Origin of the sequence: Ruminococcus sp. NK3A76, assembly GCF_000686125.1 — a bacterium.
Taxonomy (GTDB): domain Bacteria; phylum Bacillota; class Clostridia; order Oscillospirales; family Ruminococcaceae; genus NK3A76.
This window is the reverse complement of the sequence record NZ_JMMA01000002.1, coordinates 2,136,239-2,162,487: the sequence shown is the minus strand read 5'-3', so window position 1 is coordinate 2,162,487 and position 26,249 is coordinate 2,136,239. Positions and strand designations below refer to the sequence as shown.

Sequence of the window (26,249 nt, the reverse complement as noted above, 5' to 3'; positions counted from 1 at the left end):
GTTATAATGATATCAACAAAGGCGCTTTTGAAAAATGGTAAGGAGTGATAATATGTCAATAGGAACAACTATAAAACAGCTTCGCCAGGAGCAGGATATAACCCAGGAGCAGCTCGCCGATGCTCTCGGCATAACCTCCCGTGCAGTAAGCCAGTGGGAGACAGACCGCACAGCCCCCGATATCTCGCAGCTGCCGGCACTTGCGAATTTCTTTGATGTGACGACAGACTTTCTGCTCGGGGTGGATATAAGGCGCAAGGAAGAGGAAGTCGATAAGATACTTAAGCAGGTCAATAAATATCAGGAGCAAGGCGATCAGCTGAGCACGGCTGAATATCTCAGGGAGCAGCTGAAAATCTATCCAAACGAGCCCGATCTGCTTACTGAACTCGCATTTGCTTTGCGCAATTACTATTTTGTTCAGGGCAAGGCAGACACAGAGGAGCTTAAAAAAGAAAAGTCGGACGAGATAATAGCCCTATGCGAAAGGGCACTTAAATACTACAAGCCTACCGATGACAATAACTTCACAAAACAGGTGCTTATCGGGCAATACGTCTATTATCTGCACGATAAGGAAAAGGGTGAAAAGCTGGTCATGTCGCTGCCAAATGTATATTGCACGAGAGAAAGGTTTTTAGCCGATCTTTACGAGGGAAAGGAAGCCCTTGCACGCAGGCAGTCAGCTTTGCTTTGGAGCATGACACAGATGATGCACCGTCTGTTTTGGGAGATATCCCGTGATGATTCCTATACCTATGAACAGAGAATTGAGATACTAAAGGCTGATGATGCGTTGACAGAGCTGATAACAGGCGGAAAGCCGAACTTTTTCCACGGCAAATTATCGGTCAACGCAGCAGTGCAGGCGGAGCTGTACTTAAAGCTCGGTGATAAAGAAAAATCCCTTGATATGCTTTGGTCTGCATACGACCATGCCGATAGCTACGAGAACCGTTCCGCCGGAGCAAAATATTCTCCCTGCTGGCTTAGCGAGATGGACGACGATCAGATAAAGGTTCTCAAAATGGATCCCAATACCGCTTATGACAGCATATATAACATTATTGCAAAACCCGAAAACAAATTCTGTGAAGCCTTTGAAGGCGACCCCAGCTTTAACGCCCTTATTCGCAAGCTCAAAGCCAAGATAACCAAATAATAACATACGGCATACCTGCCTTTGGTGGGTGTGCCTTAATTTTTTATTAAAAAGCCCTCTCTGCCTTGACATTTTGCGTAAAATGTGCGATAATAAAATGTAAACTATTATTTTGTAAAGGACAGATAAAGATGAAAAAAGAGCTTGCAAAAACCTATGAACCAAAAGAGTTCGAGGACAGGATCTATAAAATGTGGCTTGACGGCGGCTATTTCAAGGCTGACGTGAATTCAAAGAAGCCCCCTTATTCGATAGTTATACCCCCTCCGAATATAACAGGTCAGCTGCATATGGGCCATGCACTTGACAATACCCTGCAGGATATCCTTATCCGCTACAAGAGAATGTCAGGCTTCGAGGCTCTGTGGGTGCCCGGCACTGACCATGCATCTATCGCTACTGAAGCTAAGATAGTTGAGGCTATGAGAAAGGAAGGCCTCACCAAGGACGATATCGGCAGAGATAAGTTCTTGGAGCGTGCGTGGGACTGGAGAAAGCAGTACGGCGGCAGGATAGTTGAGCAGTTAAAGAAGCTCGGCACCTCCTGCGACTGGTCAAGAGAGCGCTTTACTATGGACGAGGGCTGTTCAAAGGCCGTTAAGGAAGTTTTCGTAAGCTATTATAACAAGGGTCTTATATACCGTGGCGAGAGGATAATCAACTGGTGCCCTCACTGCCTTACATCTATCTCGAATGCCGAGGTAAACTATGAGGATCAGGCAGGCCATTTCTGGCACCTCAAATACCCCTTCAAGGACGGCTCGGGCTACCTTGAGCTTGCTACCACAAGACCTGAGACTCTGCTCGGCGATACCGCAGTAGCAGTCAACCCCAAGGACGAGAGATATAAGGATATCGTCGGCAAGACACTTATCCTCCCTCTTGTAAACAGAGAGATACCCGTAGTTGCTGATAACTACGTTGCTATGGACTTTGGTACAGGCGTTGTTAAGATAACCCCTGCACACGACCCCAACGACTTCGAGGTGGGCAGAAGACACGACCTGCCCGTAATAAACGTCCTCACCGAAGATGCAAAGATAGTTGATGATTATCCTGCATATGCCGGCATGGACAGATACGAGGCAAGAAAGAAGATAGTTGAAGACTTGGAGGCAGGCGGCTTCCTTGCATACACAGAGGAGCATGAGCACAATGTCGGCACCTGCTACCGCTGCGGCACGACAGTTGAGCCGAGAGTTTCTCTACAGTGGTTCGTTAAGATGGACGAGCTTGCAAAGCCTGCTATAAAGGCGGTTGAGAGCAAGGATATCAAGTTCGTTCCCGAAAGATTTGAGAAGAACTACTTCAACTGGATGAACGATATAAGAGACTGGTGTATATCACGTCAGCTGTGGTGGGGTCACAGGATACCTGCATTCTACTGCGACGACTGCGGCGAAATGGTAGTCACCAAGGACGAGAGTGCAGTATGCCCCAAGTGCGGCAAGCCTATGCGCCAGGATCCTGATACGCTCGATACATGGTTCTCGTCGGCTCTGTGGCCTTTCTCTGTAATGGGCTGGCCTGACAAGACACCCGAGCTTGAAAAGTTCTACCCGACAAACACTCTCGTTACCGGCTATGATATCATAACCTTCTGGGTATCGAGAATGATAGTTGCAGGTATGGAGTATATGGGCAAGAAGCCCTTCTCGACAGTGCTTATCCACGGCCTTGTAAGAGACGCAAACGGCCTTAAGATGTCAAAATCCCTCGGCAACGGTATCGACCCGCTCGAGGTAATAGACAACTACGGTGCAGATGCTCTGAGATTCATGCTCGCAACAGGCAATGCACCCGGAAATGATATGCGTTATATAGATGATAAGGTAAAGGCTTCAAGAAACTTTGCAAACAAGCTCTGGAACGCTTCACGCTTTATCATGATGAACCTGCCTGAGGACTTCAAGTCTGACAGCCTGCCGGATAACCTGACAGCTGAGGACAAGTGGGTTGTATCAAAGTTCAACCGCCTTGCTAAGGAAGTGAACGAGAACCTTGACAAGTTCGAGCTCGGCGTGGCTGTTGCAAAGCTCTATGACTTTATCTGGGACGTATACTGCGACTGGTATATCGAGCTCACAAAGCCGAGGATAGCAGCAGGCGGCGAGACAGCTCTCACAGCACAGCACGTTCTGGTATGGGTAATGAAGGGTATGCTAAAGCTCCTGCACCCGTTCATGCCGTATATCACAGAGGAGATATGGCAGGTGCTCACGGACGGCGAGAGCGCTATAATGGTACAGCAGTTCCCTGTATACGACGAGGCACTTGATTTCGCACAGGACGAGGCTGACTTTGAAAAGGTAGTTGCTGCTATCAGTGCAGTAAGAAATGTTAGGGGCGAGATGAACGTTCCCCCGAGCGTAAAGGCTAAGCTGTTTATCGAGACAGCTGACAAGGCGGCATTTGAAAAGGGCTTTATGTTCTTTGAGCGCCTTGCATCTGCAAGCGAGATCAGCTTTGCAGACGAGGGCTTTGACGGCAAGGACTGTGCAGTTGCAGTTACAGACTGCGCAAGAATGTTCATACCGCTCTCTGAGATAATCGACACAGAGAAGGAGCTTGCACGTCTTGAAAAGGAAAAGAAGGCTGTTCAGAAGGATATAGACTTCTTAAGCTCCAAGCTCTCAAACCAGGGCTTCCTTGCAAAAGCACCCGAAAAGCTCATAAACGAGCAGAAGGAAAAGCTCGCAAAGGCTCAGGAGAAAATGGAGAAGATAGGCCAGTCGATCGCAGCACTTGGCAAATAATGCTTGCTGCATGATAAGAAAGGGTGTAAACAACAATGAATAAAAAAAGGCTTACAGCAGTTATAGCAGGTCTTGCAATGTGCGTGTGTCTCGCATCATGCGGCGACAGCGACAGCAGCCAGAAGACTGCTTCGTCAGTGTCTGAGCAGGAAAGCAGCTCGCAGCAGGCAGGCAGCCAGGGAGCTGACAGCACAGGCGAGACTGACGCTTCCTCGCAGGAGGAGTATGACCCGAACGGTGATGTAAGGCTCTATGACAGCATCAAGGAGCAGTATGCAGGAAACTACAAGCTCACAGCTGAGCTTTCTGTAAACGGCGGCGATGCTTACCCGGTGATATTCGAGGTCAAGGATGATTTAAGATACAGCAGCGCTACAGTAATGGGTATGCAGACAAATGTATACATCACGGCTGAGGGCGAGAAGTATGTTATAAACGAGGGCACTACTACTTATGATAAGTACGAGGCAGCCGAGCTTGGCGACATGATGCTCAAAAGCCCACAGTATGACCCGCTTTTTGCAGCTACAGGCTCGTTTGTGAAAGCAAGCGTTGACGGCGACGTTATAAACGAGGAGTATACCCTTGATTTTGACGGGCTCGAAGGCAGTATCATCTACAGCTTTGACAACTCGACAAGAGCTCTCACAGGCGTGCAGATAAAGAGCGACGATATGGACGATGAAGTGGTATCAAACACTGTTCTCTCGGCCGCTGACGACAGCGACTTTGAACTGCCCGATATTTCCGGATATACAAGAAATAATTAAAAATTTCCGAAAACAGTTGAAAAAAGCATTATAATGTGTTATAATAGTATATGTACATATAATGCGGAAAGGAACGGAAGCCAAATATGGGCAGTGTTACAAAACAGAAATCACACGCCGGAAGAAATGTGTTCGTCTTCTTCCTTGTGTTCACTATACTGGTCGCAATAGTTGTAATAGGTCTGTCGTATGTATTCAAGAATAAAGACGTTACACCTTCTGTGGCTGGCTATAGCCTTTATATAATGGATTCTGACAAGATGCTCGACAAGGTGCCGAGAGGTGCTCTGGTGCTTGCATCAAACGATACGCCGAGTGCTGAAAAGCTCGGCAAGGCAGTTCTTTGTGAAAAGGTGCCGGGCGTTGGCACGAGCGTTTTCTGGCTCGCTGATGTCAACTCCAAGGAAGGGCAGGACGGTGTGTATTACACCGTATACCAGGAAAAGAACCCTTCGCTCACATATGAGCTCAGATCTGAAAACGTAGTTGGTGAGGCTACTACATACTACACCACCGCCGGCAAGGCCATAACCTTTATGACCTCACGCTTCGGTATGGTGATATGCATAGGATCGCCGATAGCTCTTATGATAATCATTGAGCTGATAATGGCTATAGCATCGTCTGACGATTACGATGATGACGACGATGACGATGATGATTACATCGAGAAGAACGAGCGTGAAAAGCCTGCATCTCTTGATGATATACTCTTCTCGGGTGACGATTCGACACCTTTCTCCAAGCGCCAGCTTGACGAGAACGATGATAAGTATATCCAGAGCGAGGACGACTACTCCGATGAGGAGACTGATGCTGACATAATCGGCGCAGTTGTCGAGGTCGATGAGCCTGAGGAGACTATCCTTGAGCCTGAGGCAGAAGCAGAGCCCGAGCCTGAACCCGAACCCGAGCCTGAGGCGGCCGAGGTCGAGGAGCCTGCTCCGGTAAAGGAAGAGCCTGAGGTACACAAGGTAAAGCTGCCGCCTGTAGAAAAGACAGAGGCAGAGCCCGAGGTAAAGAAAGTGAAGATACCCGAGCAGCCCAAGCCGAAGGTAAAGAAGCCTGCTCCGAGACCGAGAAGACCCAAGTCGATGGATACATCTATCGAGGATCTTATGAAGCTCATGGAGGAGTCGCAGCAGAAGCTGAAGGACGAGATAGGCAAAAAGTGATGATCAAAGCCCCCTGTGTTCAGGGGGCTTTTTGTGTGCTGTTTACCGGCTTTGGAGCAGGCGGCTCATTCTGTCGGCAAATTCATCTTCGGGTACGAAATAGAGCGGCTGTGAGTAGGGGAGATCGGTGTGTTCGGTGTCTATTATTACCTCTTTGCAGCCTGCCGAAACGCTCTCCCAGTCGCCCGGGACTACATATCCGCCGCTTACTCTCTCTATCTGCGGGTGGAACTGGTAAAGCGTAAAATAGCAGCTTTTAAGGCCTTTGTCGCCGCTTAGTATCTTGTCAGACTCATAAAACCTGCCGTCACCCTTGCCGATAGGTATCACATAGCTGCTGCCCTTTTTTATTGATACTATAGAATCACATACAAAGCTGAAGTCCTCGACAGTCACTTCGTCACCTGCGTTGAAGTTGCCGCTGTATATCTTGTTGACCTTTATCTTGTAGGAAACACTTGTCGGCTTGTGATAAAGCACTCCGCCCGGCTCGAATTTGTCACATGCGGTGGTGTATTCGTATTGGTTTACCCAGATGTCAAGCACCTCGCCCTCGATAACGGCAGCCGAGTCCTTTAGCATACCTTCATCAAAAGCGATAATATCAAATGATGCATCTGCGCTGTAGCCTTCGAGCTCTGGAGCTTCTGTGCTGCCGACCAGCTCGCTGTAATACAGCGGCTCGTCTTCGTCGGGGGAGCTGCTTTCGTCAGGGTTGGTTGTTGCCAGTGTCGTCACCTCAGGCTCGGGTTCTGAGCTTGATACTGCCTGAGCGTCTGAGCTGACGCTTATAGGGCTTTCTTCAGATGATGGCGTATTCTTTGTAAGCAGGCCGCTTTGGAACAGCCCTGCTGCCCCTGCGCCTGTAAATACGATACAAAGAGTCAATGCTGCGAGCCTTACCTTGCGGCTTTTTTCTTTTCTGAAATCCGCAGCGATAAGGTCAAGATCGTCTGACTCTGCTATAAATGCCTTGCTTATGCCGGATATCGCATTACTAAGATCAACGTTGTTCATCAGATCATCTCCTTAAGATACTTTTTGAGCTTCTTTCTTGTACGCATGAGAACAGTTCTGACATGGCTTTCCTTTATGCGGTATTTATCGGCGATAGTGGTCATGTCTTCGAGATAGTAATACCGCCTGATAAACACGCTTCTGTCACGGGTGTTCAGGGTTTTGAGAAAGCTGTTGAGGTTATTAATCAGGTCTTCGCTTTCGGTGTCTGATAAAAAGCTGCTCAGCTCGTCAAGCACGACATCGCTTTTGCTTATTATCTCATCAGGCTCAACCGAGAGTGCCGCCGCTATCTTTTCTATCATGCCGTAATCGGGCTTGCAAATGTCTCGCTCCCATTTTGAGACCATTGCCCTTGTGACATACAGCCTGTCAGCAAGCTGTTCCTGGGTCAGCCCTGCATCTGACCGCAGGTCTGCTATTTTCTGACCGATCAGCATTTTATCACCACCTCTTTTCTAACTATATTATAACCCATTAACGTCTGATAGTAAAGAAACTATTTGTGACAGCGGCTGTAAAACAAAATGGAAAAACTTTTAAAAACCTCTTGACAAATTGAAATAAATGTGATATCATATTGATATCAAAGAGAAAGAGGGTGAGCAAGGTGGATATACTAATTGAAGTGGTAGGTGAGCTGATAGGCGCTGTGTTTGAAATGCTGTGTGAGAGCAAGCGTGTGCCGAGACCCGTGAAGGCTCTCATAATCTCGATAGTGCTTCTGCCGATGGCGGGGCTGTTCATAACTCTTGCTGTGCAGTTCAGGCATCATATCGCAGTAGTGATAGCATTTTCAGCATTGACGTTGCTCATGCTTTTCGCTGAGATAAAGGTCATAAGAAGAATATACAGGAAAAACTGAAAAGTAGGAGGAGAAAATCATGGAGGAAAAGATAATTTCGACGAAAAAGAACGGTATGGCAGTGCTTCTGCTGACGATACTTCTGTATCTGGCGGCGATCGGTCTGCTGGTGTTCGGTGCTATGAATGACAGCGAGACATGGGGCATAGTGTGTATAGTGTGTGGTGTTGCATATATACTGGTGGGCTGGATATTCTGGCTCGGGCTTAAGGTGTTAAAGCCGCAGGAGGCTCTCGTGCTCACACTTTTCGGTAAGTATGTCGGCACACTCAAAGGCGACGGCTTTTACTATGTAAACCCCTTCTGCACAGCTGTTAACCCGGCTGCTACAACAAAGCTCCGTCAGAGCGGCGATGTCGGCGGCAGTGAGACAAATGCAACTGCAATAGCTATAAAGGCAGGCGCAGAGGCTATCGGCGCTACGGCTGGTATGACTGACAAGCGCATATCCCTTAAGATAATGACACTCAATAACAACAAGCAGAAGATAAACGACTGCCTCGGCAATCCGATAGAGATAGGCATAGCTGTTATGTGGAGAGTCGTTGATACCGCAAAAGCTGTATTCGATGTTGATAACTATAAGGAATACCTCTCGCTCCAGTGCGACACGGCGCTCAGAAATATCGTAAGGATATACCCCTACGATGTGGCACAGGGCGTTGATACCACAGGCGACGGCTCACCCGACGAGGGCAGCCTGAGAGGTTCGAGCGAGATAGTTGCAAACCGCATCAAGGACGAGATACAGGACAGAGTAAAGAACGCAGGCATCGAGATAATCGAAGCCAGGATAACATATCTTGCATACGCCCCCGAGATAGCTGCCGCTATGCTGCAAAGACAGCAGGCATCGGCTGTTGTAGATGCAAGAAAGCTGATAGTTGACGGCGCAGTAGGCATGGTGGAGATGGCTCTTGAGGAGCTCTCGAAGAAGCAGGTAGTCGAGCTTGACGAGGAAAGAAAGGCCGCTATGGTATCGAATCTCCTCGTAGTTCTCTGCGGAAACCATGACGCACAGCCCGTCGTCAACTCAGGGTCGATTTACTGATGGCAGCAAAGAAGCAGGTGCCTCTGCGCTTGTCGGAAAAGCTGTATAACGATCTGGCAAGCTGGGCGGAGGACGATTTCCGCTCGGTCAACGGGCAGATAGAGTATCTGCTCACCGAGTGCGTCAAGCAGCGCCGAAAGAACGGGGGTTATGTCGGCAAGGAGATAGACGCACCGCCTGATATAGAGGTAGAAAACTTTGAATAACACGCAGACCACACAGGGCAATAAAATAGCCTTGTGTGGTGTTGTGCGTAGATTGGGGATATCAGCATGAAGACAAAAAGACTTGCTGCGGCTTTGCTGGCGGTAGTTATGCTAACAGGCTGCTCACTCGGCGATTCGTCAGAAAGCGGTAAAAAAGATAAAAAGAGCAAGAGTGTGAGCTCATCGCAGACGGACGGCTCGTCTGCCGATGACAGCGCCCCTGTCGTTGAGTATACCGATGATTACACGACACTTTGCAAGGGGCTCGTTTCGGATATGGCGCAGGGGAATTTTTCAAGCACTGCCGACCTGCTGACCGATTCTGCCAGGGCGAAGCTCGATGAGGATAAGCTGACAAATGCCTGGGGGCAGCTTGAAAACTCAGCCGGCAAATATCAGGAAACGCTTTTCTCGCAGAGCCAGCTCGCCGAGGACGGCAACACGACGGCTATCGTATACACGAAATTTGAGAATATGAAGATAAACTTCACCTTCGGCGTAAACAGCGACGGCAAGCTGGTCGGAATGTTTTTCACGCAGGCGACTGACGGTGTCGAGCCTGAGAATACTGACAATTACACCGAGGAGAGGATATCCGTCGGTGACCTTGACCTCGGCGGTATGCTAACTATGCCGAAATATGCCTATAAGCCGCCGCTCGTGGTGCTCGTGCAGGGCTCGGGGCAGAACAATATGAACGAGGGAACGACCTTCTACGAGCTTGCACACGGCCTGGCCGAGAGGGGAGTGGCTGTGATGCGTGTAAACAAGCGCTACAACCAGTATCCCGAGCTTGAAGACGAGAACGTAACTGTCAAGGAAGAAGTGCTTGACGATGCTGACGCAGCTATTGCCCTTGCAAGGCAGTATGTAAACAGCGGAAAGGTCGGTGGAATAGTGCTTGTCGGCCACAGCCTCGGCGGTTTGCTCGCTCCGTCTATCGCGGCAAACAACACCGATATAAACGGCATGATATCCCTCGCAGGAACGCCGAGGTCGATAACAGATGTTTTCTATGACCAGATACAGGCGCAGCTCGCAGCATACAACGGCTCGCATAAAAAGGAGCTTGAGCAGCTGTTTGACCAGCTGAATGCCTACATAGACGGCGGCTGGGTGGATAACACGAACCCTCTGCCTTTCAGGCTGGAATTCAAAAAGGCATACTGGGATTCTCTGACGGACATCAAGCCTGCCGAGGTCGCAAAGGGGCTTGATATGCCGATGCTTTTCTTACAGGGCGACAGCGATGTGAGGGTGTTTGCCGACAAGGACTATGCGATCTGGCAGCAGGAGCTCGGCGATAAGGCCGGCTGCTATTTCAAGCTCTATGAGGGGCTCGGGCATTTCTTCAACGAAAAGACCGGCAGCTTTGATACCGAAGTCATGGACGATATCGCAGGATTTGCCAAAGAAATATGCTGATAAGTATTCCCGAAGACCGTTTTGTCGGTTTTTCGGGAATTTTCTATTGACAATATTATATCAAAGTGGTATAATATTCATATATAGTTTTATAATGCTTTCCCGAAGAATCAGTAATACACTGAAGTAGGAGAGAAGTGCAGTGAAGATCTGCCGCAGCAGTCACTACCGTAAAAGTCGGATCGCTCGTCGGGATAAGCAGGCAAGGGGTAATTCCCGGCGCTTTTGGGCAATGAAAGGCGTGCCTGGTATTTAGCGTTTGCTGTTATTTTAGGATAACGGCAAGGGCTTGTTAAGGTACGCTCTTTTAAAGACACACCGGTCTTTAAAGGGGCTGTTTTTATGTCCTGAGCATACTATCAAAGGTCATTATATTTGAAAGGATCGATAAAAATGAAGAAGATGAAAAGACTTGTAGCAGTTATGGCAGCACTCGCTATGAGCGTAAGCGCTATGGCTATTTCGTCCTCGGCTGAGGATGCAGCAGAGGATACAGTAGCTGAAACAGACACAGCTGTCGAGAGCACAGAGGCAGCAGACACAAGCGCAGGTGTGTATGTAACTATCCACGATAAGGACGGCGATATAGCACTTGCCAACACATATCTTGATGTTACCGACACAGACGGTGACGGCGCACTTACAATAGTTGATGCACTTTACACAGCACATGAGCATTTCTATGAGGGCGGTGCAGAAGCAGGCTTTGCTGTAGCTGAGACTGACTGGGGCACATCACTTGTTAAGCTCTGGGGTGAGGAAAACGGCGGCAGCTACGGCTATTATGTAAACAATGCAAGCTCCTGGAGCATGAAGGATCCTATCAAGGACGGCGATCTTGTCAGCGCATTCGTATACACTGATACAGAGAACTTCTCTGATGCATATTCCTTCTTTGACAAAAGCTTTGGCGAGGTAAATGCTGACAAGGGCGAGACGATCGACCTTACACTCAGCTATATCGGCTATGATGCAGACTGGAATCCGGTAACGCTTCCTTTAGAGGGCGCATATATCGTTCTTAACGGCGAAAAGACAGGCTTTGTTACAGATGCAGACGGAAAAGTAACTGTTGACTTTATGAACGGCGGTGACTATATCGTGAGCGCTGTTTCGGATAAGGTAAACCTCGTTTCACCTGTTTTGACACTTTCTGTTCTCAAGACTGATGAGGAAGAGACTCCTGAGGATGAGACAGAGGAGACTGTAGAGCCTTCCGATGAGGAGACTGAGGAGCCTTCCGAGGACGAGCAGACCGAGGGCGAAACAGAGGAAGAGCCTGAGACAGATGAGTCCGAGGAGGACGGCGACACTGCTCCTGCTAATGACAACAAGAACAACGGCGCTTCTACAAACACAGCAACTACCAACCCCAAGACATCTTCACAGCTCCAGCTCAGCCTTGCAGGAATCGCACTTGCAGGCGTAATGGCTGTTAAGTTCAGGAAGAAGAGATAATGGTAAAAAAGGCAGCTGTTCTTGCCGCCTTGATACTGATGATATTTACAGTCGCAGCTCCGCTCGGAGTGTGCGCTGGTGATGCTGATACCGCCTCGCAGCTGCTGGGCGGTATTTGTGATATAAAGACATCAGGCGGCAGTACTCAGTCGTGGATAGACGGCGAGCTGACAGACAAAGCAGGCACTTCGGGCGAGTGGTATGTCATGGCACTTTCTCAGTCGGGGAGGTATGACCTGTCAAACTATCAGAAAGCACTTAAGACCTATCTCTCAGGCAACAGCATCGCCTCGGCCACTTCACGGGAGAAGTATGCCCTGGCACTTATCTGCACAGGCAGCAATGATGACTATATAACCGAAGCACTCGAAAGCTCGGCAGGCAAGCATGGACTTATGAGCTATATATTTGCGCTGCATATAGTAAATAACGGCTATACGACCGGGAATATCACCTCCGGCAGCCTTATAAAAGACATTCTTGCCTTGCAGAAGGCTGACGGCGGCTTTACTATAATGGGCGACAACGGCGACCCTGACTGCACGGCTATGACAGCGACAGCGTTAGCGCCCTATTACAGCAAAAACAGCAAGGTGAAGTCCGCCTGCGACAAGGCGCTTTCGTATCTTTCAAAGGTGCAGGGCAGCAGCGGTGCATACAAGAGCTTTGGCAAGGAAAACTGCGAGAGCACGGCACAGGTGCTTTTAGCACTTAGCTCGCTCGGCGTTGACCCATGCAGCGACAGCCGCTTTATCAAGGGCGGCAATGACCTGATAGATGCACTGCAAGGCTTTGCTCTGCCGGACGGGGCTTTTGAGCATATCAAGGGCGAGGGCGCAAACGAGAGTGCGACCACACAGGCTTTCTACTGCCTGACAGCTTATGAGAGATATAAAAACGGCAAGGGGTATTTCTTTGTCTTTGATAACAGAGTGGCTCAGAAAAAGCCCGGTAATGCTGACAAGCCGCCTGTCACCACGACAGTGACGACAAAGGCTACATCACCTCAGAAGACTGAAACGTCTGCAAAAAAGACCACCGTAAAAAAGACTTCCAAAGCAGACACGCAGACAGGCTCGGCCGCTGTGACGACAAGTGCTGTGCAGACAGCCGGCGGTGTGGTGACTGCCAAGCCGGTCAGCAGGAACAGTTCTGTCGCAGGCAGCAGCGAGACAGAGACAGCCAAGCCCGGCAGCAAGCCGTCGAGCGGCAAAAAGACCACGACCACCACCAAGCAAAGCGTGACCGAGCAGACCTTATCAGCCGATGAGGAGACTGAGACACAGAGCACCGATACAGAGACAGCATCGCAGACAACGACCGTGACGACAACTCAGCAGACGGCGGAAATAAGCGGCAGCGAGACGGCTGAGAGCGAGACGAAGACCGACGAGGACAACGGCGGCATCAAGCTGTATATCTTTATCGGGATAGGTGCTGCGGCGGTGATAGTCTGTATCGTTATGTTTGCCCGTGGCAGGAGAAAGCCCGGCAGCTATATACTTATACTCGCTATCGGCGGTGTGCTGTGTGCTGTGACGGCTTTTCTTGACATCGAGACGAAAGAGGAGCATTTTTCGCAGCCTGACAGCGTGACGGCAAGCAACAGCGCAGGGCAGGTGACTATGAGCATCGACTGCATGACTATCATCGGGCTTGCTGACAACATACCTGAGGACGGATTTATTATTCCGGCGCAGACAGTTGAGATAAAGGAAAATGAAACGGCCTATGACCTGCTTGACAGGGTAGCCAAGGAAAACGGCATACTGATAGACATCAAGGGCAGCGATGATATGATATATGTCAGCGGCATAGCAGGCATTTATGAATTTGACCACGGCGAGCTCTCGGGCTGGATGTATTATGTAAACGGCCAGGCGCCATCAGTCAACAGCTCGCAGTATAAACTCAAAGACGGCGACAGGGTAGAATGGCGCTACACCAAGGAGATAGGCAGGGATCTGGATCAATGAAGACCATAGAGGGCTCAAACCCGGCAGTGACTTTTCTGTTTTTTGCATATACCGCAGGGATAACCATGTTCATACCATTTCCGCCCCTGCTTGTGATATCGCTTGTGGGTGCCTGCCTTTACTTTTACTCGGTAAAGGGCGAGCGCAAGGGCAGCTTCACGGTGTTTGCGTGGGTGCTCTTTGTGCTGCTGGTGCTTGCTAATCCTATTGTGTCCCACAAGGGCGAGACGGTGCTGCTTTTTGTAAACGACCGCCCGATAACTCTTGAGAGCTTTTACTTCGGGCTCAACAGCTCGGTGATGATAATTGCGGCACTCTACTGGTTCAGAACGCTGACATTCGTGCTGACGAGCGATAAGCTCATATACCTGACATCGCTTCTTTCAAAGAACCTGTCGCTTATCATTTCCATGTCGGTGAGGTTCGTGCCGCTGTTTGTAAGGCAGCGCAGAAAAATAAAGGAAACGCAGCTTGCAATGGGGCGCTATAACAACGACAGCCTGATAGCCGACATAAGGTCAAACATAAGGGTGTTCTCGATCCTTATAACATGGGCGCTCGAAAACGGCATAACGACAGCCGACAGCATGGAAGCAAGGGGCTTTTCGGCAGGAAAGCGCACCTGCTTTCGCCAAAAGCGCATCGACAGGCGTGATGTATGCCTGATGATAATTATGACAGCGCTTTTTGCATTTACTGTGATGTGTGCTGCAAGGGGCGGCTTTGAATACAGCTTTTACCCCAAAACGAAAATTGAGATAAACGGTGTGGCGACATATGCAGGGCTTTTAGCATTTGCGATGCTCTGCTTTATGCCCGTTATCCTGAAAGCGGAGGTGAGCCTGAGATGGAAATACTTAAGACGAGCAGTCTGACGTTCACCTACCCGGGGTGTGATAGCCCTGCCGTGGAAGATGTAAGCCTTTCGATAAGCGAGGGCAGCTTTAATCTCATCGCAGGCGCAACAGGCAGCGGCAAGTCAACGCTGCTAAGGCTCTTAAAACCACAGCTCGCACCGCTCGGAACGTTAAGCGGCGAGATATTCTTTGACGGTAAAAAGCAGCAGGAGCTCACTGACAAGGAGAGCGCATTCGGCATAGGCTTTGTTATGCAGCAGCCTGATGCGCAGATAGTGTGCGACAAGGTGTGGCACGAGCTTGTTTTCACGCTTGAGAATGCCGGGGCTGATAAGAGCTTTATAGCATTTCGTGCGGCAGAGACAGCGAGCTATTTCGGCATCGACCGCTGGTATGAAAAAAACACTGACGAGCTCTCTGGCGGCCAGAAGCAGCTTCTAAACCTTGCATCTGTGATGATGGGGCAGCCGAGACTGCTGATACTTGACGAGCCGACAGCACAGCTTGACCCGATAGCGGCTTCTGAATTCATACACACGGTCAGAAAGCTCTCGGACGAGCTGGGGCTCACGGTGATAATAGCAGAGCACAGGCTCGATGAGCTCGTGCCGATAAGCGACAGGCTGTTTATCATGGAAAACGGCAAGCTCATTCACAGCGGCGAGCCTGCAAAGGTGATAGCCGAGCTTGATGAGAACAGCGCCGTTGCAAGCGCTATGCCTGCGGCGGCAAGGCTTTATAAGGCACTTGGCGGAGGGGGAGAATGCCCCCTTACCGTGTCGCAGGGCAGGGGATATATAACTCAGTATTCAAATGATGTGAAGGCTTTGCAGCGTGAGAGCTACACTCCTCCGAAGGAAAAAGCTATAGAGCTTAAAGAGCTCTGTTTTCGCTATGAGAAAAGCTCGCCCGATATCCTGTCAGGGCTGACGCTCGATGTTTATAAGGGTGAGATCCTCTGCATACTTGGAGCTAACGGCTCCGGCAAGACGACGGCTGCACGCTGCATGGCCGGGCTTATAAGACCCTACAGCGGCAGCATAAAAGTGCTCGGCAAAAGGATAAAGGACTACAGGAGCCGCACGCTTTACACAAACTGCCTGACCCTCGTGCCGCAGGACGTGCAGACCTGCTTTTTGCAGCAGACGGTAAGGCAGGAGCTTGACGATGCAGGCGTTGAAGCATCTGAGCTGCCCTTTGACATAACGCATCTGCTTGATAAGCACCCATATGACCTATCGGGCGGCGAGCAGCAGCTTTTAGCTCTTGCAAAGGCGCTCGGCAGCAAGCCGCAGATACTCATTCTCGACGAGGTGACAAAGGGCATGGACAGTGCTCTTAAGCTGACGGCTGCCGGAATTTTCAAAAAGCTCAAAAGCGAGGGCGTAACGCTTGTTCTGGTGACACACGATATCGAGTTTGCAGCGCTCTGTGCTGACAGGTGCGTGATGCTCTTTAACGGTGAGGCCGTGTGCGCTCTGCCGCCGTATGAGTTTTTTGACAGGGGCAGCTTTTACACCACCTCTGCAAGCCGCATAGCAAGGGGCAGATTTGATGGCGTGGTAACTGTTGAAGACCTCGCCGCCCTGTGCCGGCAAAACGGCAGGAGGTGAGAGGAATGCTGATGATAAAAAACGAGCGCATAAGCTCTGCTGTGCGCTACAGCGTGCCGTTTGTCATAGTGCCGGTGCTTGCTGTGTCGGGGGCGCTGATGCTTGACAGCAGCTGGCATCTTTTAGTGTCAGTCGCAGCGGCGGCAGCTGCACTTTTGCTCTTTGCGGCAGGCTTTGACAAGAAAAAGATAGGCACACGCCGCATGGTGATATGTTCTGTTATGACGGCGCTCGCATTCGCAGGGCGGTTCATTCCGTTTCTAAATCCTATTACTGCTATGGCAGTTATCACAGGCATTTACATGGGAAGCGAAGCAGGCTTTCTTGTAGGCTCAATGTCGGCGCTGCTTTCAAACTTCTACTTCGGGCAGGGGCCGTGGACTGTCTTTCAGATGCTGGCTTGGGGGCTTATCGGCTTTTTCGCAGGCGTGCTCGCAAGACCTCTGAAAGCAAATATGCCGCTGCTGCTCATTTACGGGGCGCTGTGCGGTGTGGCTTACTCATTTATAATGGATATATGGACGGTGCTCTGGTACAACAAGGGCTTTTCGTGGGGGCTTTACTTCTCGGCGCTCGCAACTGCTGTGCCATACACGCTGTCATATGCGGTGTCGAATGTTCTGTTTTTGCTGCTGCTGTTTAAGCCGTTCGGCGTAAAGCTCGAAAGAGTAAGAACTAAATACGGGATATGAGCATGGTGTTTCTGCCTTATGGCAGCAGACACCGTGCTTTTATGTTTGATTTTTTAAGTTTATGCCTGATACCCCCTTGCATAAGGACTTTGTATGTGGTATAATATCAGTGTATTTTATTATAGGGAGTGTAAATAAATATGTTAAAGAGATTTGTTTCATCAATGCTTGCATTTGCCCTCGTTTTCGGCGGCGCAGCAACTCTGCCGGATGGTGCTGTTTCTGAGATAGAGAGCGCTATAGCAGGACAGGTGCAGATACACGCATCAGCGACTACTACAAGCAGCAAGACCAGCAATGGGTATTTCACCATAAGCCCTGACAAGAACAGCTGGCAGGATATCAAGTCAAAAAGCCAGAATGTTGACTGCGCATATTCATACAAGGGCGATACTACAAACCTGCTGAACGCTACAGCTTCATTCAATATCGTAACTCGTGGCGGTGTGCCGGATATAAGCGTTATGTACCTCGGCAATGACCTTTTGCAGAAGTATAAGGACGCAGGCTATACAAACGTAAGCGCCAAGGAGTGCCAGTTCAACGGCAATGCTGCCTGCAAGATGCAGGCTAATATGTCAAAAGACGGCTACACAATAAAAATGGTGCAGATACTCTTTATAAACAACAACGTGCTGTATACTATCACATACGGCTCGGAGTCTTCTGTTTTCTCAAAGCTCGAATCTGAATTCAACAAGGCTTTCAAGACACTTAAGATAAAGAGCCACGAGCACACCTACACCACAAAGGTGGTAAAGCCTACACATACAGCAAACGGCTATACGCTTCACACCTGCTCTAAGTGCGGCGGCTCTTATAAGGACACCTACACCGACAAGCTCCCTGCTGAGAGCTTGTCAAAGGCTAAGATAACAGGCCTTAAGAACAAGTATTATTCAGGCAAGGCTATAAAGCAGACACCTGTTGTAAAGCTCGGCGGCAAGACCTTGAAGGAAGGCACAGACTACACCGTAAGCTACAAGAACAACAAGGCAATAGGCACTGCAACTGTTACTGTTAAGGGCAAGGGCGCATACAAGAGCACAGCAAAGGCAACATTCAAGATAGTTCCCAGGAAGACGGCTATAAGCAAGGTGACAAGCCCCAAGACCAAGCAGCTCAAAGTGATATACAGCAAGGTAGACGGCGTTACAGGCTATATGATAGCTTACTCGACTTCCTCGAAGTTTACCAAGGACACCACAAAGACAGCCTGCGCTAAAAAGACAGCCAAGACTATCACCAAGCTCAAAAAGGGCAAGACCTATTATGTAAAGGTGCGTACATACAAGACAGTTGACGGCAAGAAATATTACAGCGGCTATTCTGATGTCAAGAAGATAAAGGTAAAATAATACAGTTTGATTAGGCTCCTGCTTGATGCGGGAGCTTTTTTTAAGTTCCTGGCTGTAAAGGAAGATGTTTTGTTAAATAATTATAATAAGAATTTATATTGATAGATAACACTTGACAAATTAAGGAAGAAGTGATATAATCTTAAATGTAGTATTAAGCGGCGTATATCAAGATCTTAGCGCTGCAAATAAATAATTGGAGGTAAAAAACAATGGTAAAAAAGATCATTTCCGCAGCGGCAGCTGTGGCTATCGTGTTCGGCACGGCAGCAGCACTTCCTCAGGGCGTGTTTGAAGACTTCGGCACGGGTATTACTGCAAACGCAGCTGATGAGTACACATCAGGCTTCTGGAGGTTTACAAAGAACAAGGATAATACGATCTATATCTCGGGCTACACAGGCTTTGATTCATCTATAACTATCCCTGCAACACTTGAGGATCTGAAAGTTGTCGGTATAGGTAACAATGCTTTTGAGGATAACAAGAACCTTGAAGAGGTAATTATCCCGTCTAATGTTACATATATAGGTTATCGCGCTTTTAAGAACTCATCTATCACAAAGATAACTATTCCTGCTACTGTAAAGACATTTGGCAACGACTGGGGCCGTTACGAAACATTTGAAAAATGCGCAAATCTTAAAACAGTAGTGTTCAATGCAGGCGATATTCAGGAGGATATGTTCTATGACTGTACCGCCCTTACAACTGTTACCCTCGGCAGCACTACAAAGATGATAGATCATAATGCTTTCTATAACTGCACTTCTCTTAAAACTATCAATCTTAATAACGTTACAAGCATAGGCATGGAAGCGTTCTATGGTGATACTGCCCTTGAAACCGTGACATTTGGAAACGGTCTTACATATCTCGGGCCTTATGCTTTCAAAAAGTCAGGTCTTACATCTGTTACTATACCTGAAAATACAGAGCTTGGCAGTGACTGGGGCCATTATAATACATTTGAGGAATGCCCGAACCTTACTTCGGTAACTGTAAACAACAGTCTTGTAGGCAGCAGAGAATTCCAGGTATGCCCGAAGCTCAAAACAGTAAAATTTGGTTCTAAAATAAGATCTATCGAAGAAGCTGCTTTCTATGATGATAAGGAACTGACTACTGTTATAAACGGCGGAAACCCCATTTATATCGGCGAGAGTGCTTTTAAAAACTGTTCTGCACTTAAATCCATCTCATTAGGCTCAAAGCTTATAAATCTCTGTGCTTATGCGTTTATGAATGACTCGTCACTGACGACTATAAGAATACCTTCATCTGTTGTCAACTTTGGAACCGACTGGGGCACATATGGTACATTCAGCGGCTGCACAAACTTGAAGAATGTATATATAGCAAATACTTCCATGAAGACAGACGAAACTTATAGGATGTTTGATGATGTCACAGGCTTTACTATCAACACCATACAGGATTCGCCTGCATATAAATACGCTACAAATAACGTATTTTCCAAAAAGACATTTGCCGCTATCCCTGCAACGGCTGTAGCATTCAACAGCAGCAACTATACACTTATAAACGGTAAAACGCTCACACTTTACCCCGAAATGACACCTGCTAACTCTACAGATAACTATACATATATCTCGGGCGACACAAGCGTGGCCGAAGTAAACGAGTACGGCGAGGTAACTGCCAAGAAGACAGGCCTTGTGCAGATACAGGTGACTACATCAAGCGGCAAAAAGGCAGTCTGCACAATTAATGTTTTAGCATCGGGCACATCGAGCAAGGACGCAGCTAAGAAGAAAAATATCGCACTTAGCACAGTAACGATCCCGAATGCATCATATACAGGCAGCGCTATCACACCTGCGGCAACAGTTCTCTTTAACCCTACTATCGAGCTTGTTAAGGACGTTGACTATACTATCACTTATACCAATAACGTCAATATAGGCACAGCAACAGCTACTATCACGGGCAAGGGCAACTACACAGGCACACTTAAAAAGACCTTTACCATAACAGGCGACCTCAGCAAGGCAACAGTAGAGGGGCTTTCAGATGTTACATATACCGGCGCTGCACAGACACCTGCACTGACAGTCAAGATAGGTACTACTGCACTTACAGCAAACAAGGACTATACTGTGGCATATTCAAACAATGTAAACGCAGGCACAGCAAAGGTAACTATCACAGGCAAGGGCAGCTATTCGGGCGCTGTCTCAAAGTCATTCAATATCAAGCCTGCAAGCATCTCGGCTGCTGTGATAAGCGGTGTCAGTGACAGCACATATACGGGTGCAGCAGTTAAGCCTAACCCGACAGTAAAGGTCGGCGCTGCAGCACTTAAGGCAAATACCGACTATACTGTTTCCTACACAAACAACACCAACGCCGGCAAGGCTAAGGTGACTGTAACAGGCAAGGGCAACTACACAGGCACAGCTTCCAAGGAATTCAACATCACAAAGGTAAGCATCGCCAAGGCAACAGTTTCGGGTATAGCAAACAAGACCTACACAGGCAAGGCACTTACTCAGGCTGTAACTGTAAAGGTCGGCAGCAAGACTCTTAAGGCCGGCACAGACTACACAGTTACCTACAAGAACAACAAGGCAATAGGCAAGGCAACTGTAACTATCACCGGCAAGGGCAACTATCAGGGCACAATATCCAAGGCCTTCAAGATCAACCCCAAGAAGACTGCTGTCAAGAAGGTCACAAGCCCCAAGACCAAGAAGATCAAGGTAACATACAGCAAGGTCGCTGGTGTTACAGGCTATGAGATAGCATATTCGACAACTGCTAAGTTTACTAAGGCTACCACAAAGACTGTAGCTGTAAAGGGCACATCAAAGACTATAGGCAAGCTCAAAAAGGGCAAGACCTATTATGTAAAGGTTCGCACCTACAAGACAGTCAGCGGCACAAAGTACTACAGCGGTTATTCTGCTGCCAAGAAGATCAAGGTAAAATAACAGCATAACAATAAGGGCTTCTGCTATGTGCAGGAGCCCTTTTATCATGCTTGTTTTTGGTTTTTGCCGCCGGTGTGTGATGCTTTGCCCTTTATGAGCATGGCTGTGAAAAGTATGCCGCCGTCGGTGTTTTTGGCAGATATGCTGCCCTTGTGTGAGGTGACTATAGCCTTTGCAATGGATAAGCCTATGCCGCTGCCGCCCGTGTCACGGGTGCGTGATGAGTCTTCCCTGTAAAATCGGTCAAACAGCCTCGGCAGGCTCTTTTCATCAATAGGCTCGCCCTTGTTGAATACCGAGAGGACAGTTTCCTTGCCCTGGCGTTTCAGTGAGAGCTTTATCTCGGTGTTTTCCTCGGCGTATTTCACGGCGTTCTCTGTGAGGATAGATACAAGCTCTCTTATCTGCGCTTCGTCGCCTATGAACTTAAGCCCGTCGGTTATATCAAGTGTGAGGTCTTTATTCTTGCTCTTTGCAAGTGTGATAAACGGTGTTGCTGCATCTGCGACGGCATCTGATATGTCAAACTCTGTGAGTATGAGCTCCTGATTTATCTCGTCCTCGCTTTTTGCGAGCTTTAGAAGCCGTGCGACAAGCTCTGAAAGGCGGCTCGTCTGGTGGCGAATGCTCTGAGTCCACTCGTTCTCGCCTTCGAGCATCTCTATTACCTCGGTGTTTGCCGAGATTATCGCAAGGGGAGTTTTTATCTCGTGCCCGGCATCGGTGATAAAGCGCTTCTGCCGCTCCATGTTTTCGACCATAGGCTTGATAGCACGCTTTGAGAATAAAGCTACCAGCACGGTGACGACTATCAGCGAACCAAAACCCACAAGGCAGGAAACGTAGAAGAAATTCATCGCCGTGGAAATATCGGCATTAAAATCTATCACCACTACCAGCTTGTCATGGTCGGAGGTCGTGACGAGGAATTTATACCCGTCGATAAAGCCTGTCTCCTTGCCTGATGCAAGTATCTCCGCTGCGAATTCTCTTGATTCGTTTGCAGATAGGGCGGCAATGTGGCTGGTGTTTATCATTTTTATCTTGTTGTCAAGGTCTGTTCTTACAAAGAAATAGCGTGTGCTGTATCTTGTTTCAATGTCAACGTCGCCTGCACCGATAATGCCTGATAGCTTCGACTTTTTCTTTTGGCCGTTAGGCGGCTCAGGGGGGGCGTTATCATCACCGCTGCTGCTCGGACCCTTGTCATATCGCTTTATGCTGTCGGTGTCAAATTTGCCGCCGCCCTCTGATATCATCTGAAGCAGCGCATCGGCACGCTCGTTTAGGTTGTAGTAGTTGATACCGCTTATCACGCCGATGATGACCGCCTCAACAGCAAAAAGTGAGAGCACCACTATCAGCACGAATTTGCGCCTGAGTTTGTTAAACAATGCTCTCACCTCCGTATTATATGCTTAGTGCGGATTATTTCTTTTTCTCCAGCGTGTAGCCTGCACCTCTTACAGCCTTGATGTTTATATCAGCTTCGAGCTGAGTGAGCTTTTTTCTGAGATATGATATGTATACCCATACGACATTTATCTCGCTCTCGCTGTCATAGCCCCATATCTTTTCCATAAAGCGCTCGGTCGAGATAAGGACGTTGGGGTTGTTCATAAGCATCTCTATCATCTGGAATTCCTTGCTCGCAAGGCGCAGCGCACCCTTTTCGGTACACAGCTCGAATGTCGAGCGGTTGAGCGTTACGTTGCCCATTTTAAGGTCATTCGGGGCTATCTCTGACTTTCTCCTGCACATAGCCCTGATGCGAGCAAGCAGCTCGCCCATTGCAAAGGGCTTTGTCAGGTAGTCATCAGCTCCGGCATCGAGCCCCTCTATCCTGTCATCGACATCGCTCTTTGCTGTCAGGAAAAGCACCGGTGCTGCAATGCCCTTGGCACGCAGATTTTTTAGCACGTCGATGCCGTTCATCTTAGGCATCATTATATCGAGCACGATGCAGTCGTAATCATCTGCAAGGCCGTAGTTATATGCGTCCTCACCGTTGTAAACCGCATCTACAAAATAGTTGTTGTGTTTTAAGACTGCTGTTATGGCGTTTGCCATTTCTTTTTCGTCCTCGGCCAGAAGTATTTTCATACTGCTTTCCCCCTTGTTTATTTGCTGCTGTCTGATGCTGACGAGCTGTCGTCTTTTTTCAGTTTTGCAGGCGGTGTTTCAAGGCCTGTGTCGCCGCTCTCCTCGGCTTTCTTGGCGAGGTCATCAGCTATTTCCTTGAATACTTTTACGTCTCTGTCAAAGTTCTCCTGCATTTTTTCTTCCGAGTCCTGCACTGTCTTTATCGGCGCTCTCATACCGAGCACGACATCATAAGGCATCGACTCATATTTTACCTCGTTTGCAAAGAACTTGAAATTGAGCGAGAGCCCGTTCTCGGTCATATACTTGTTGTCAGGATAGTCGCCCGGGAACTCGTGATACAGCACGTCCAGAAAATCCGGGTCGGTGTTAGAGTCAACTATCATAAACAGATTGTCTGCTGTCTGGAGCTGAGCGAGCGCCTTTGCCTGATTTGAGGTCTGCGACATATCGGTGCTGTTGGGGTTGAGCGGACAGGCTATCACCTGAACGTACACCTCGCCGTCGCCGTTGCGGTCGTCAACGTATTTCTCAAAGAAATCAGAAAGCTCCTCAGTGCGGAATTCAAGGCCGTTGTTTGCTATCATTATAACTGTAAGGTCGGGCTTTTTGCGTGTGACTGTGTCGTATATCATATATGCCGCCGCCGCAAGCACCGCTATAATGAATATCAGCAGTATTTTATAATGGTAGATAAAGTTTGTGACCTTTTCAAAGCCCTGCACCTTGCGTATCTCGTCAGGTGTTTCGCTTATTGCGTCAGAGTGCTCTATAACGCCGCTCTTTATCTTCATAAGCTCTACACGTTCTTTTGCAAGCTGCTGCTCACGGGCACGTTCACGCTCACGCTCTGCCTTTATGCGCTCCTGTTCTTCAAGCTCCCTTGCTTTTTCCTTATCCTCTTCTTCAAGCCTTGCTTTTCTGGCAAGCTCTTTTTCATATTCAAAATCCTCATCGGGGATAAGGTTCTTATTATCCTGCATTTTCTATTATACACACCTTTGCTTAAAATAACTTTAAATTCTCTGCCAGTTTTTTGATGGCTTGATATATACTATTACATTATACACCAAACATATTGATATTTTATGAACTGTGGGCGATAATTTGCGGAAAATTAGCGTACAAGCTCTGCTTTTCCCGGGAAATATAAAAAAGCATAAAAGTTTTAAGTAAACTTTAGGTTATCTTTAAGGTTCGTTTTAAGTCAAGGTGTTATAATAAGACCATAGCAAAGAGAACACCGCAAACTTTAGGTAAACTTAAAGCAGTATTTAAAGTACGTTTTAGGTTGGCGGTGTAGAATATAAGCATAACGAAAAGTATAAGTATATTTCTTACATCAATAAGGGAAGTGGTCATAATGGCAGGACAGATATTTGAAAGATATGAAAAGAAATATCTGCTTGATGAATACCAGTACACAGAGCTGCAAAAGGTGCTCAAAGGCAAGTTCCAGATAGATAACTACGGCAAGACGACTATCAACAATATCTATTACGATACACCCGAGAGCCTTCTGATAAGACGCTCGCTCGAAAAGCCGGTCTATAAGGAAAAGCTCAGGGTGAGGAGCTACGGCAGGGCTGATGAGGATACGCAGGTGTTCATCGAGCTTAAGAAAAAATACAAGGGCATCGTTTATAAGAGAAGAACGAGCATGAAGCTCAGGCACAGCGAGCCCTTCCTTGCAGGGACAAGGCACCCCGGCAAGAGCCCTCAGATAGAAAATGAGATACAGTATTTCATGAAGATGTATGAGGGCATAGGCCCGGCAATGTATATAGGCTATGACAGGATAGCGATGTTCGGCCTTGAAAATGAGGCGCTTCGCATAACATTCGATACGAATATACGCTACAGGCAGGAAAGGCTGTGCCTTGATGAGGGCTCGGACGGCGAGCAGCTTTTAGAGCCGGGACAGACGCTCATGGAGATAAAAATACCGGGCGCTATGCCGCTGTGGCTCTCAAAGGAGCTTTCAAGGCTTGAGATATTCCCGACGAGCTTTTCAAAATACGGCAGGGCATATCTTAAGGTTTTTACACAACAGAACGAGAAGGGTAAGGTGATTAACTGTGCTTGATAGTATTTTCAGTACTGTACTTGATACGACAACAACATCTTCGGGAACGACCGTGAATCTGACTGCATCGTCATTCTTTATATGCACTTTCACGGCAGTCGCTCTCGGTATAATAATAGCGGCGGCTTTCAGATTCCGCAACAAGATGACCAAGGGCTTTACGATAACCTTAGCTCTCATGCCGGCAGTAGTCGAGCTTGTTATAATGCTTGTCAACGGCAACCTCGGCACAGGCATCGCAGTTATGGGTGCTTTCTCGCTCGTGCGCTTCCGTTCAGTTCCCGGTTCGGCTAAGGATATATGCGCAATATTTATCTCAATGGCAGCAGGCCTTGCAGCAGCAACAGGATATATAGCTGTGGCATTCGTCTTCACAGTATTTATCTGCCTGCTCAATATCCTCTACACAATGATACCTCTTGACAAGAACGCATCAGATCAGAAGACCCTTAAGGTGACTATCCCCGAGGGACTTGATTATACAAATATATTCGACGACCTTTTTGAAAAGTATTTAACAGAACACACACTCGACAGCGTAAAGACAACAAACATGGGCAGTCTCTTCAAGCTCGATTATACAATTAAAGCAAAGAGTCTTGAAGACGAGAAAAAGCTCATAGACGAGATAAGAACAAGAAACGGCAACCTGGAGATATCGCTTTTAAGAAAGCAGTTCGACTTCAGAGAGGAGCTTTGACCTCATTGAAAGAAAGGAAGACCGG

The 26,249-nt window shown here is 48.2% G+C and carries 22 protein-coding genes; 17 read left to right on the top strand and 5 right to left on the bottom strand.

Annotated elements, in window-relative coordinates:
* Positions 1-52 precede the first annotated feature (52 nt).
* From CD05_RS0109995 to CD05_RS19770, 4 genes are all read left to right on the top strand, one after another.
* The gene (locus tag CD05_RS0109995; RefSeq protein WP_028510381.1) at positions 53-1,162 is read left to right on the top strand and encodes a helix-turn-helix transcriptional regulator; all 1,110 of its coding nucleotides are present in this window, start codon (positions 53-55) and stop codon (positions 1,160-1,162) included.
* 131 nt (positions 1,163-1,293) lie between these two features.
* Positions 1,294-3,918, top strand: a complete 2,625-nt coding sequence (locus CD05_RS0109990; protein WP_028510380.1) for a valine--tRNA ligase — start codon at positions 1,294-1,296, stop codon at positions 3,916-3,918.
* Positions 3,919-3,953: 35 nt separating this feature from the next.
* Positions 3,954-4,688 carry a hypothetical protein gene (locus tag CD05_RS0109985; RefSeq protein WP_028510379.1) on the top strand — a complete coding sequence of 245 codons (735 nt, stop codon included), beginning with the start codon at positions 3,954-3,956 and terminating at the stop codon, positions 4,686-4,688.
* Between the two features lie 86 nt (positions 4,689-4,774).
* Positions 4,775-5,863 (top strand): hypothetical protein, encoded by a 1,089-nt coding sequence (locus CD05_RS19770; protein WP_028510378.1) that lies wholly within the window; start codon positions 4,775-4,777, stop codon positions 5,861-5,863.
* 42 nt (positions 5,864-5,905) lie between these two features.
* Here the strand turns inward: CD05_RS19770 and CD05_RS0109975 are convergent, their stop codons facing one another.
* The gene (locus CD05_RS0109975) at positions 5,906-6,880 is read right to left on the bottom strand and encodes a hypothetical protein (protein ID WP_028510377.1); all 975 of its coding nucleotides are present in this window, start codon (positions 6,878-6,880) and stop codon (positions 5,906-5,908) included.
* Positions 6,880-7,320 carry a helix-turn-helix domain-containing protein gene (locus CD05_RS20910; protein WP_051588939.1) on the bottom strand — a complete coding sequence of 147 codons (441 nt, stop codon included), beginning with the start codon at positions 7,318-7,320 and terminating at the stop codon, positions 6,880-6,882. The genes CD05_RS0109975 and CD05_RS20910 overlap by 1 nt, the downstream gene beginning before the upstream one ends.
* 170 nt (positions 7,321-7,490) lie before the next feature.
* Here CD05_RS20910 and CD05_RS0109965 point away from each other — a divergent pair, with 170 nt between their 5' ends.
* The 11 genes from CD05_RS0109965 to CD05_RS0109915 all read left to right on the top strand — a co-directional run bounded on the left by CD05_RS0109965 (position 7,491) and on the right by CD05_RS0109915 (position 21,335).
* Positions 7,491-7,745 carry a hypothetical protein gene (locus tag CD05_RS0109965; protein ID WP_156947425.1) on the top strand — a complete coding sequence of 85 codons (255 nt, stop codon included), beginning with the start codon at positions 7,491-7,493 and terminating at the stop codon, positions 7,743-7,745.
* A 19-nt stretch (positions 7,746-7,764) separates the two neighbouring features.
* Entirely contained in the window at positions 7,765-8,796 is a 1,032-nt protein-coding gene (locus CD05_RS0109960) for an SPFH domain-containing protein (protein WP_028510375.1), read from the top strand.
* Entirely contained in the window at positions 8,796-9,002 is a 207-nt protein-coding gene (locus tag CD05_RS0109955) for a PTS ascorbate transporter subunit IIC (RefSeq protein ID WP_028510374.1), read from the top strand. Before CD05_RS0109960 ends, CD05_RS0109955 begins: the two co-directional genes overlap by 1 nt.
* Before the next feature lie 66 nt (positions 9,003-9,068).
* A complete protein-coding gene (locus tag CD05_RS0109950; protein WP_028510373.1) occupies positions 9,069-10,427 on the top strand; it encodes an alpha/beta fold hydrolase in 1,359 nt (452 codons plus the stop codon).
* 393 nt (positions 10,428-10,820) lie between these two features.
* Positions 10,821-11,885, top strand: a complete 1,065-nt coding sequence (locus CD05_RS18235; RefSeq protein WP_037322940.1) for a hypothetical protein — start codon at positions 10,821-10,823, stop codon at positions 11,883-11,885.
* Entirely contained in the window at positions 11,885-13,861 is a 1,977-nt protein-coding gene (locus CD05_RS19760; RefSeq protein ID WP_051588938.1) for a DUF4430 domain-containing protein, read from the top strand. The genes CD05_RS18235 and CD05_RS19760 overlap by 1 nt, the downstream gene beginning before the upstream one ends.
* The gene (locus CD05_RS0109935) at positions 13,858-14,736 is read left to right on the top strand and encodes an energy-coupling factor transporter transmembrane component T (protein WP_028510372.1); all 879 of its coding nucleotides are present in this window, start codon (positions 13,858-13,860) and stop codon (positions 14,734-14,736) included. The genes CD05_RS19760 and CD05_RS0109935 overlap by 4 nt, the downstream gene beginning before the upstream one ends.
* Positions 14,709-16,331, top strand: a complete 1,623-nt coding sequence (locus CD05_RS0109930; RefSeq protein WP_028510371.1) for an ABC transporter ATP-binding protein — start codon at positions 14,709-14,711, stop codon at positions 16,329-16,331. The genes CD05_RS0109935 and CD05_RS0109930 overlap by 28 nt, the downstream gene beginning before the upstream one ends.
* A gap of 5 nt (positions 16,332-16,336) precedes the next feature.
* Positions 16,337-17,023: an ECF transporter S component gene (locus tag CD05_RS0109925; protein WP_028510370.1), complete on the top strand. Its 687-nt coding sequence runs from the start codon at positions 16,337-16,339 to the stop codon at positions 17,021-17,023.
* Between the two features lie 140 nt (positions 17,024-17,163).
* Positions 17,164-18,381, top strand: coding sequence for a hypothetical protein (locus CD05_RS0109920; RefSeq protein WP_028510369.1), 1,218 nt, complete (start codon positions 17,164-17,166; stop codon positions 18,379-18,381).
* 212 nt (positions 18,382-18,593) lie between these two features.
* The gene (locus tag CD05_RS0109915; protein ID WP_028510368.1) at positions 18,594-21,335 is read left to right on the top strand and encodes a leucine-rich repeat protein; all 2,742 of its coding nucleotides are present in this window, start codon (positions 18,594-18,596) and stop codon (positions 21,333-21,335) included.
* A gap of 44 nt (positions 21,336-21,379) precedes the next feature.
* Here the strand turns inward: CD05_RS0109915 and CD05_RS18225 are convergent, their stop codons facing one another.
* From CD05_RS18225 to CD05_RS0109900, 3 genes are read right to left on the bottom strand one after another with little or no spacing between them, the layout of a single operon-like run.
* Complete coding sequence (locus tag CD05_RS18225) at positions 21,380-22,729, bottom strand: HAMP domain-containing sensor histidine kinase (RefSeq protein ID WP_051588937.1); 1,350 nt, start codon at positions 22,727-22,729, stop codon at positions 21,380-21,382.
* A gap of 34 nt (positions 22,730-22,763) precedes the next feature.
* Positions 22,764-23,438, bottom strand: a complete 675-nt coding sequence (locus CD05_RS0109905; protein WP_028510367.1) for a response regulator transcription factor — start codon at positions 23,436-23,438, stop codon at positions 22,764-22,766.
* A gap of 17 nt (positions 23,439-23,455) precedes the next feature.
* Positions 23,456-24,421: a hypothetical protein gene (locus tag CD05_RS0109900; RefSeq protein WP_028510366.1), complete on the bottom strand. Its 966-nt coding sequence runs from the start codon at positions 24,419-24,421 to the stop codon at positions 23,456-23,458.
* A gap of 380 nt (positions 24,422-24,801) precedes the next feature.
* Here CD05_RS0109900 and CD05_RS0109895 point away from each other — a divergent pair, with 380 nt between their 5' ends.
* Positions 24,802-25,524 carry a polyphosphate polymerase domain-containing protein gene (locus CD05_RS0109895; RefSeq protein WP_028510365.1) on the top strand — a complete coding sequence of 241 codons (723 nt, stop codon included), beginning with the start codon at positions 24,802-24,804 and terminating at the stop codon, positions 25,522-25,524.
* On the top strand, positions 25,517-26,224 hold the full coding sequence (locus CD05_RS0109890; RefSeq protein WP_028510364.1) for a DUF4956 domain-containing protein: 708 nt from the start codon (positions 25,517-25,519) through the stop codon (positions 26,222-26,224). The genes CD05_RS0109895 and CD05_RS0109890 overlap by 8 nt, the downstream gene beginning before the upstream one ends.
* Positions 26,225-26,249: the final 25 nt, after the last annotated feature.

What these genes read in the sequence shown, in the direction of transcription:
- CD05_RS0109925 (WP_028510370.1), top strand. Translation starts at nt 16,337, where the DNA reads ATGCTGATGATAAAAAACGAGCGCATAAGCTCTGCTGTGCGCTACAGC.
- CD05_RS0109915 (WP_028510368.1), top strand. Translation starts at nt 18,594, where the DNA reads ATGGTAAAAAAGATCATTTCCGCAGCGGCAGCTGTGGCTATCGTGTTC.
- CD05_RS0109920 (WP_028510369.1), top strand. Translation starts at nt 17,164, where the DNA reads ATGTTAAAGAGATTTGTTTCATCAATGCTTGCATTTGCCCTCGTTTTC.
- CD05_RS0109985 (WP_028510379.1), top strand. Translation starts at nt 3,954, where the DNA reads ATGAATAAAAAAAGGCTTACAGCAGTTATAGCAGGTCTTGCAATGTGC.
- CD05_RS0109975 (WP_028510377.1), bottom strand. Translation starts at nt 6,880, where the DNA reads ATGAACAACGTTGATCTTAGTAATGCGATATCCGGCATAAGCAAGGCA.
- CD05_RS19770 (WP_028510378.1), top strand. Translation starts at nt 4,775, where the DNA reads ATGGGCAGTGTTACAAAACAGAAATCACACGCCGGAAGAAATGTGTTC.
- CD05_RS0109990 (WP_028510380.1), top strand. Translation starts at nt 1,294, where the DNA reads ATGAAAAAAGAGCTTGCAAAAACCTATGAACCAAAAGAGTTCGAGGAC.
- CD05_RS20910 (WP_051588939.1), bottom strand. Translation starts at nt 7,320, where the DNA reads ATGCTGATCGGTCAGAAAATAGCAGACCTGCGGTCAGATGCAGGGCTG.
- CD05_RS0109935 (WP_028510372.1), top strand. Translation starts at nt 13,858, where the DNA reads ATGAAGACCATAGAGGGCTCAAACCCGGCAGTGACTTTTCTGTTTTTT.
- CD05_RS0109955 (WP_028510374.1), top strand. Translation starts at nt 8,796, where the DNA reads ATGGCAGCAAAGAAGCAGGTGCCTCTGCGCTTGTCGGAAAAGCTGTAT.
- CD05_RS18235 (WP_037322940.1), top strand. Translation starts at nt 10,821, where the DNA reads ATGAAGAAGATGAAAAGACTTGTAGCAGTTATGGCAGCACTCGCTATG.
- CD05_RS19760 (WP_051588938.1), top strand. Translation starts at nt 11,885, where the DNA reads ATGGTAAAAAAGGCAGCTGTTCTTGCCGCCTTGATACTGATGATATTT.
- CD05_RS0109905 (WP_028510367.1), bottom strand. Translation starts at nt 23,438, where the DNA reads ATGAAAATACTTCTGGCCGAGGACGAAAAAGAAATGGCAAACGCCATA.
- CD05_RS0109930 (WP_028510371.1), top strand. Translation starts at nt 14,709, where the DNA reads ATGGAAATACTTAAGACGAGCAGTCTGACGTTCACCTACCCGGGGTGT.
- CD05_RS0109950 (WP_028510373.1), top strand. Translation starts at nt 9,069, where the DNA reads ATGAAGACAAAAAGACTTGCTGCGGCTTTGCTGGCGGTAGTTATGCTA.
- CD05_RS0109960 (WP_028510375.1), top strand. Translation starts at nt 7,765, where the DNA reads ATGGAGGAAAAGATAATTTCGACGAAAAAGAACGGTATGGCAGTGCTT.
- CD05_RS0109900 (WP_028510366.1), bottom strand. Translation starts at nt 24,421, where the DNA reads ATGCAGGATAATAAGAACCTTATCCCCGATGAGGATTTTGAATATGAA.
- CD05_RS0109995 (WP_028510381.1), top strand. Translation starts at nt 53, where the DNA reads ATGTCAATAGGAACAACTATAAAACAGCTTCGCCAGGAGCAGGATATA.
- CD05_RS0109895 (WP_028510365.1), top strand. Translation starts at nt 24,802, where the DNA reads ATGGCAGGACAGATATTTGAAAGATATGAAAAGAAATATCTGCTTGAT.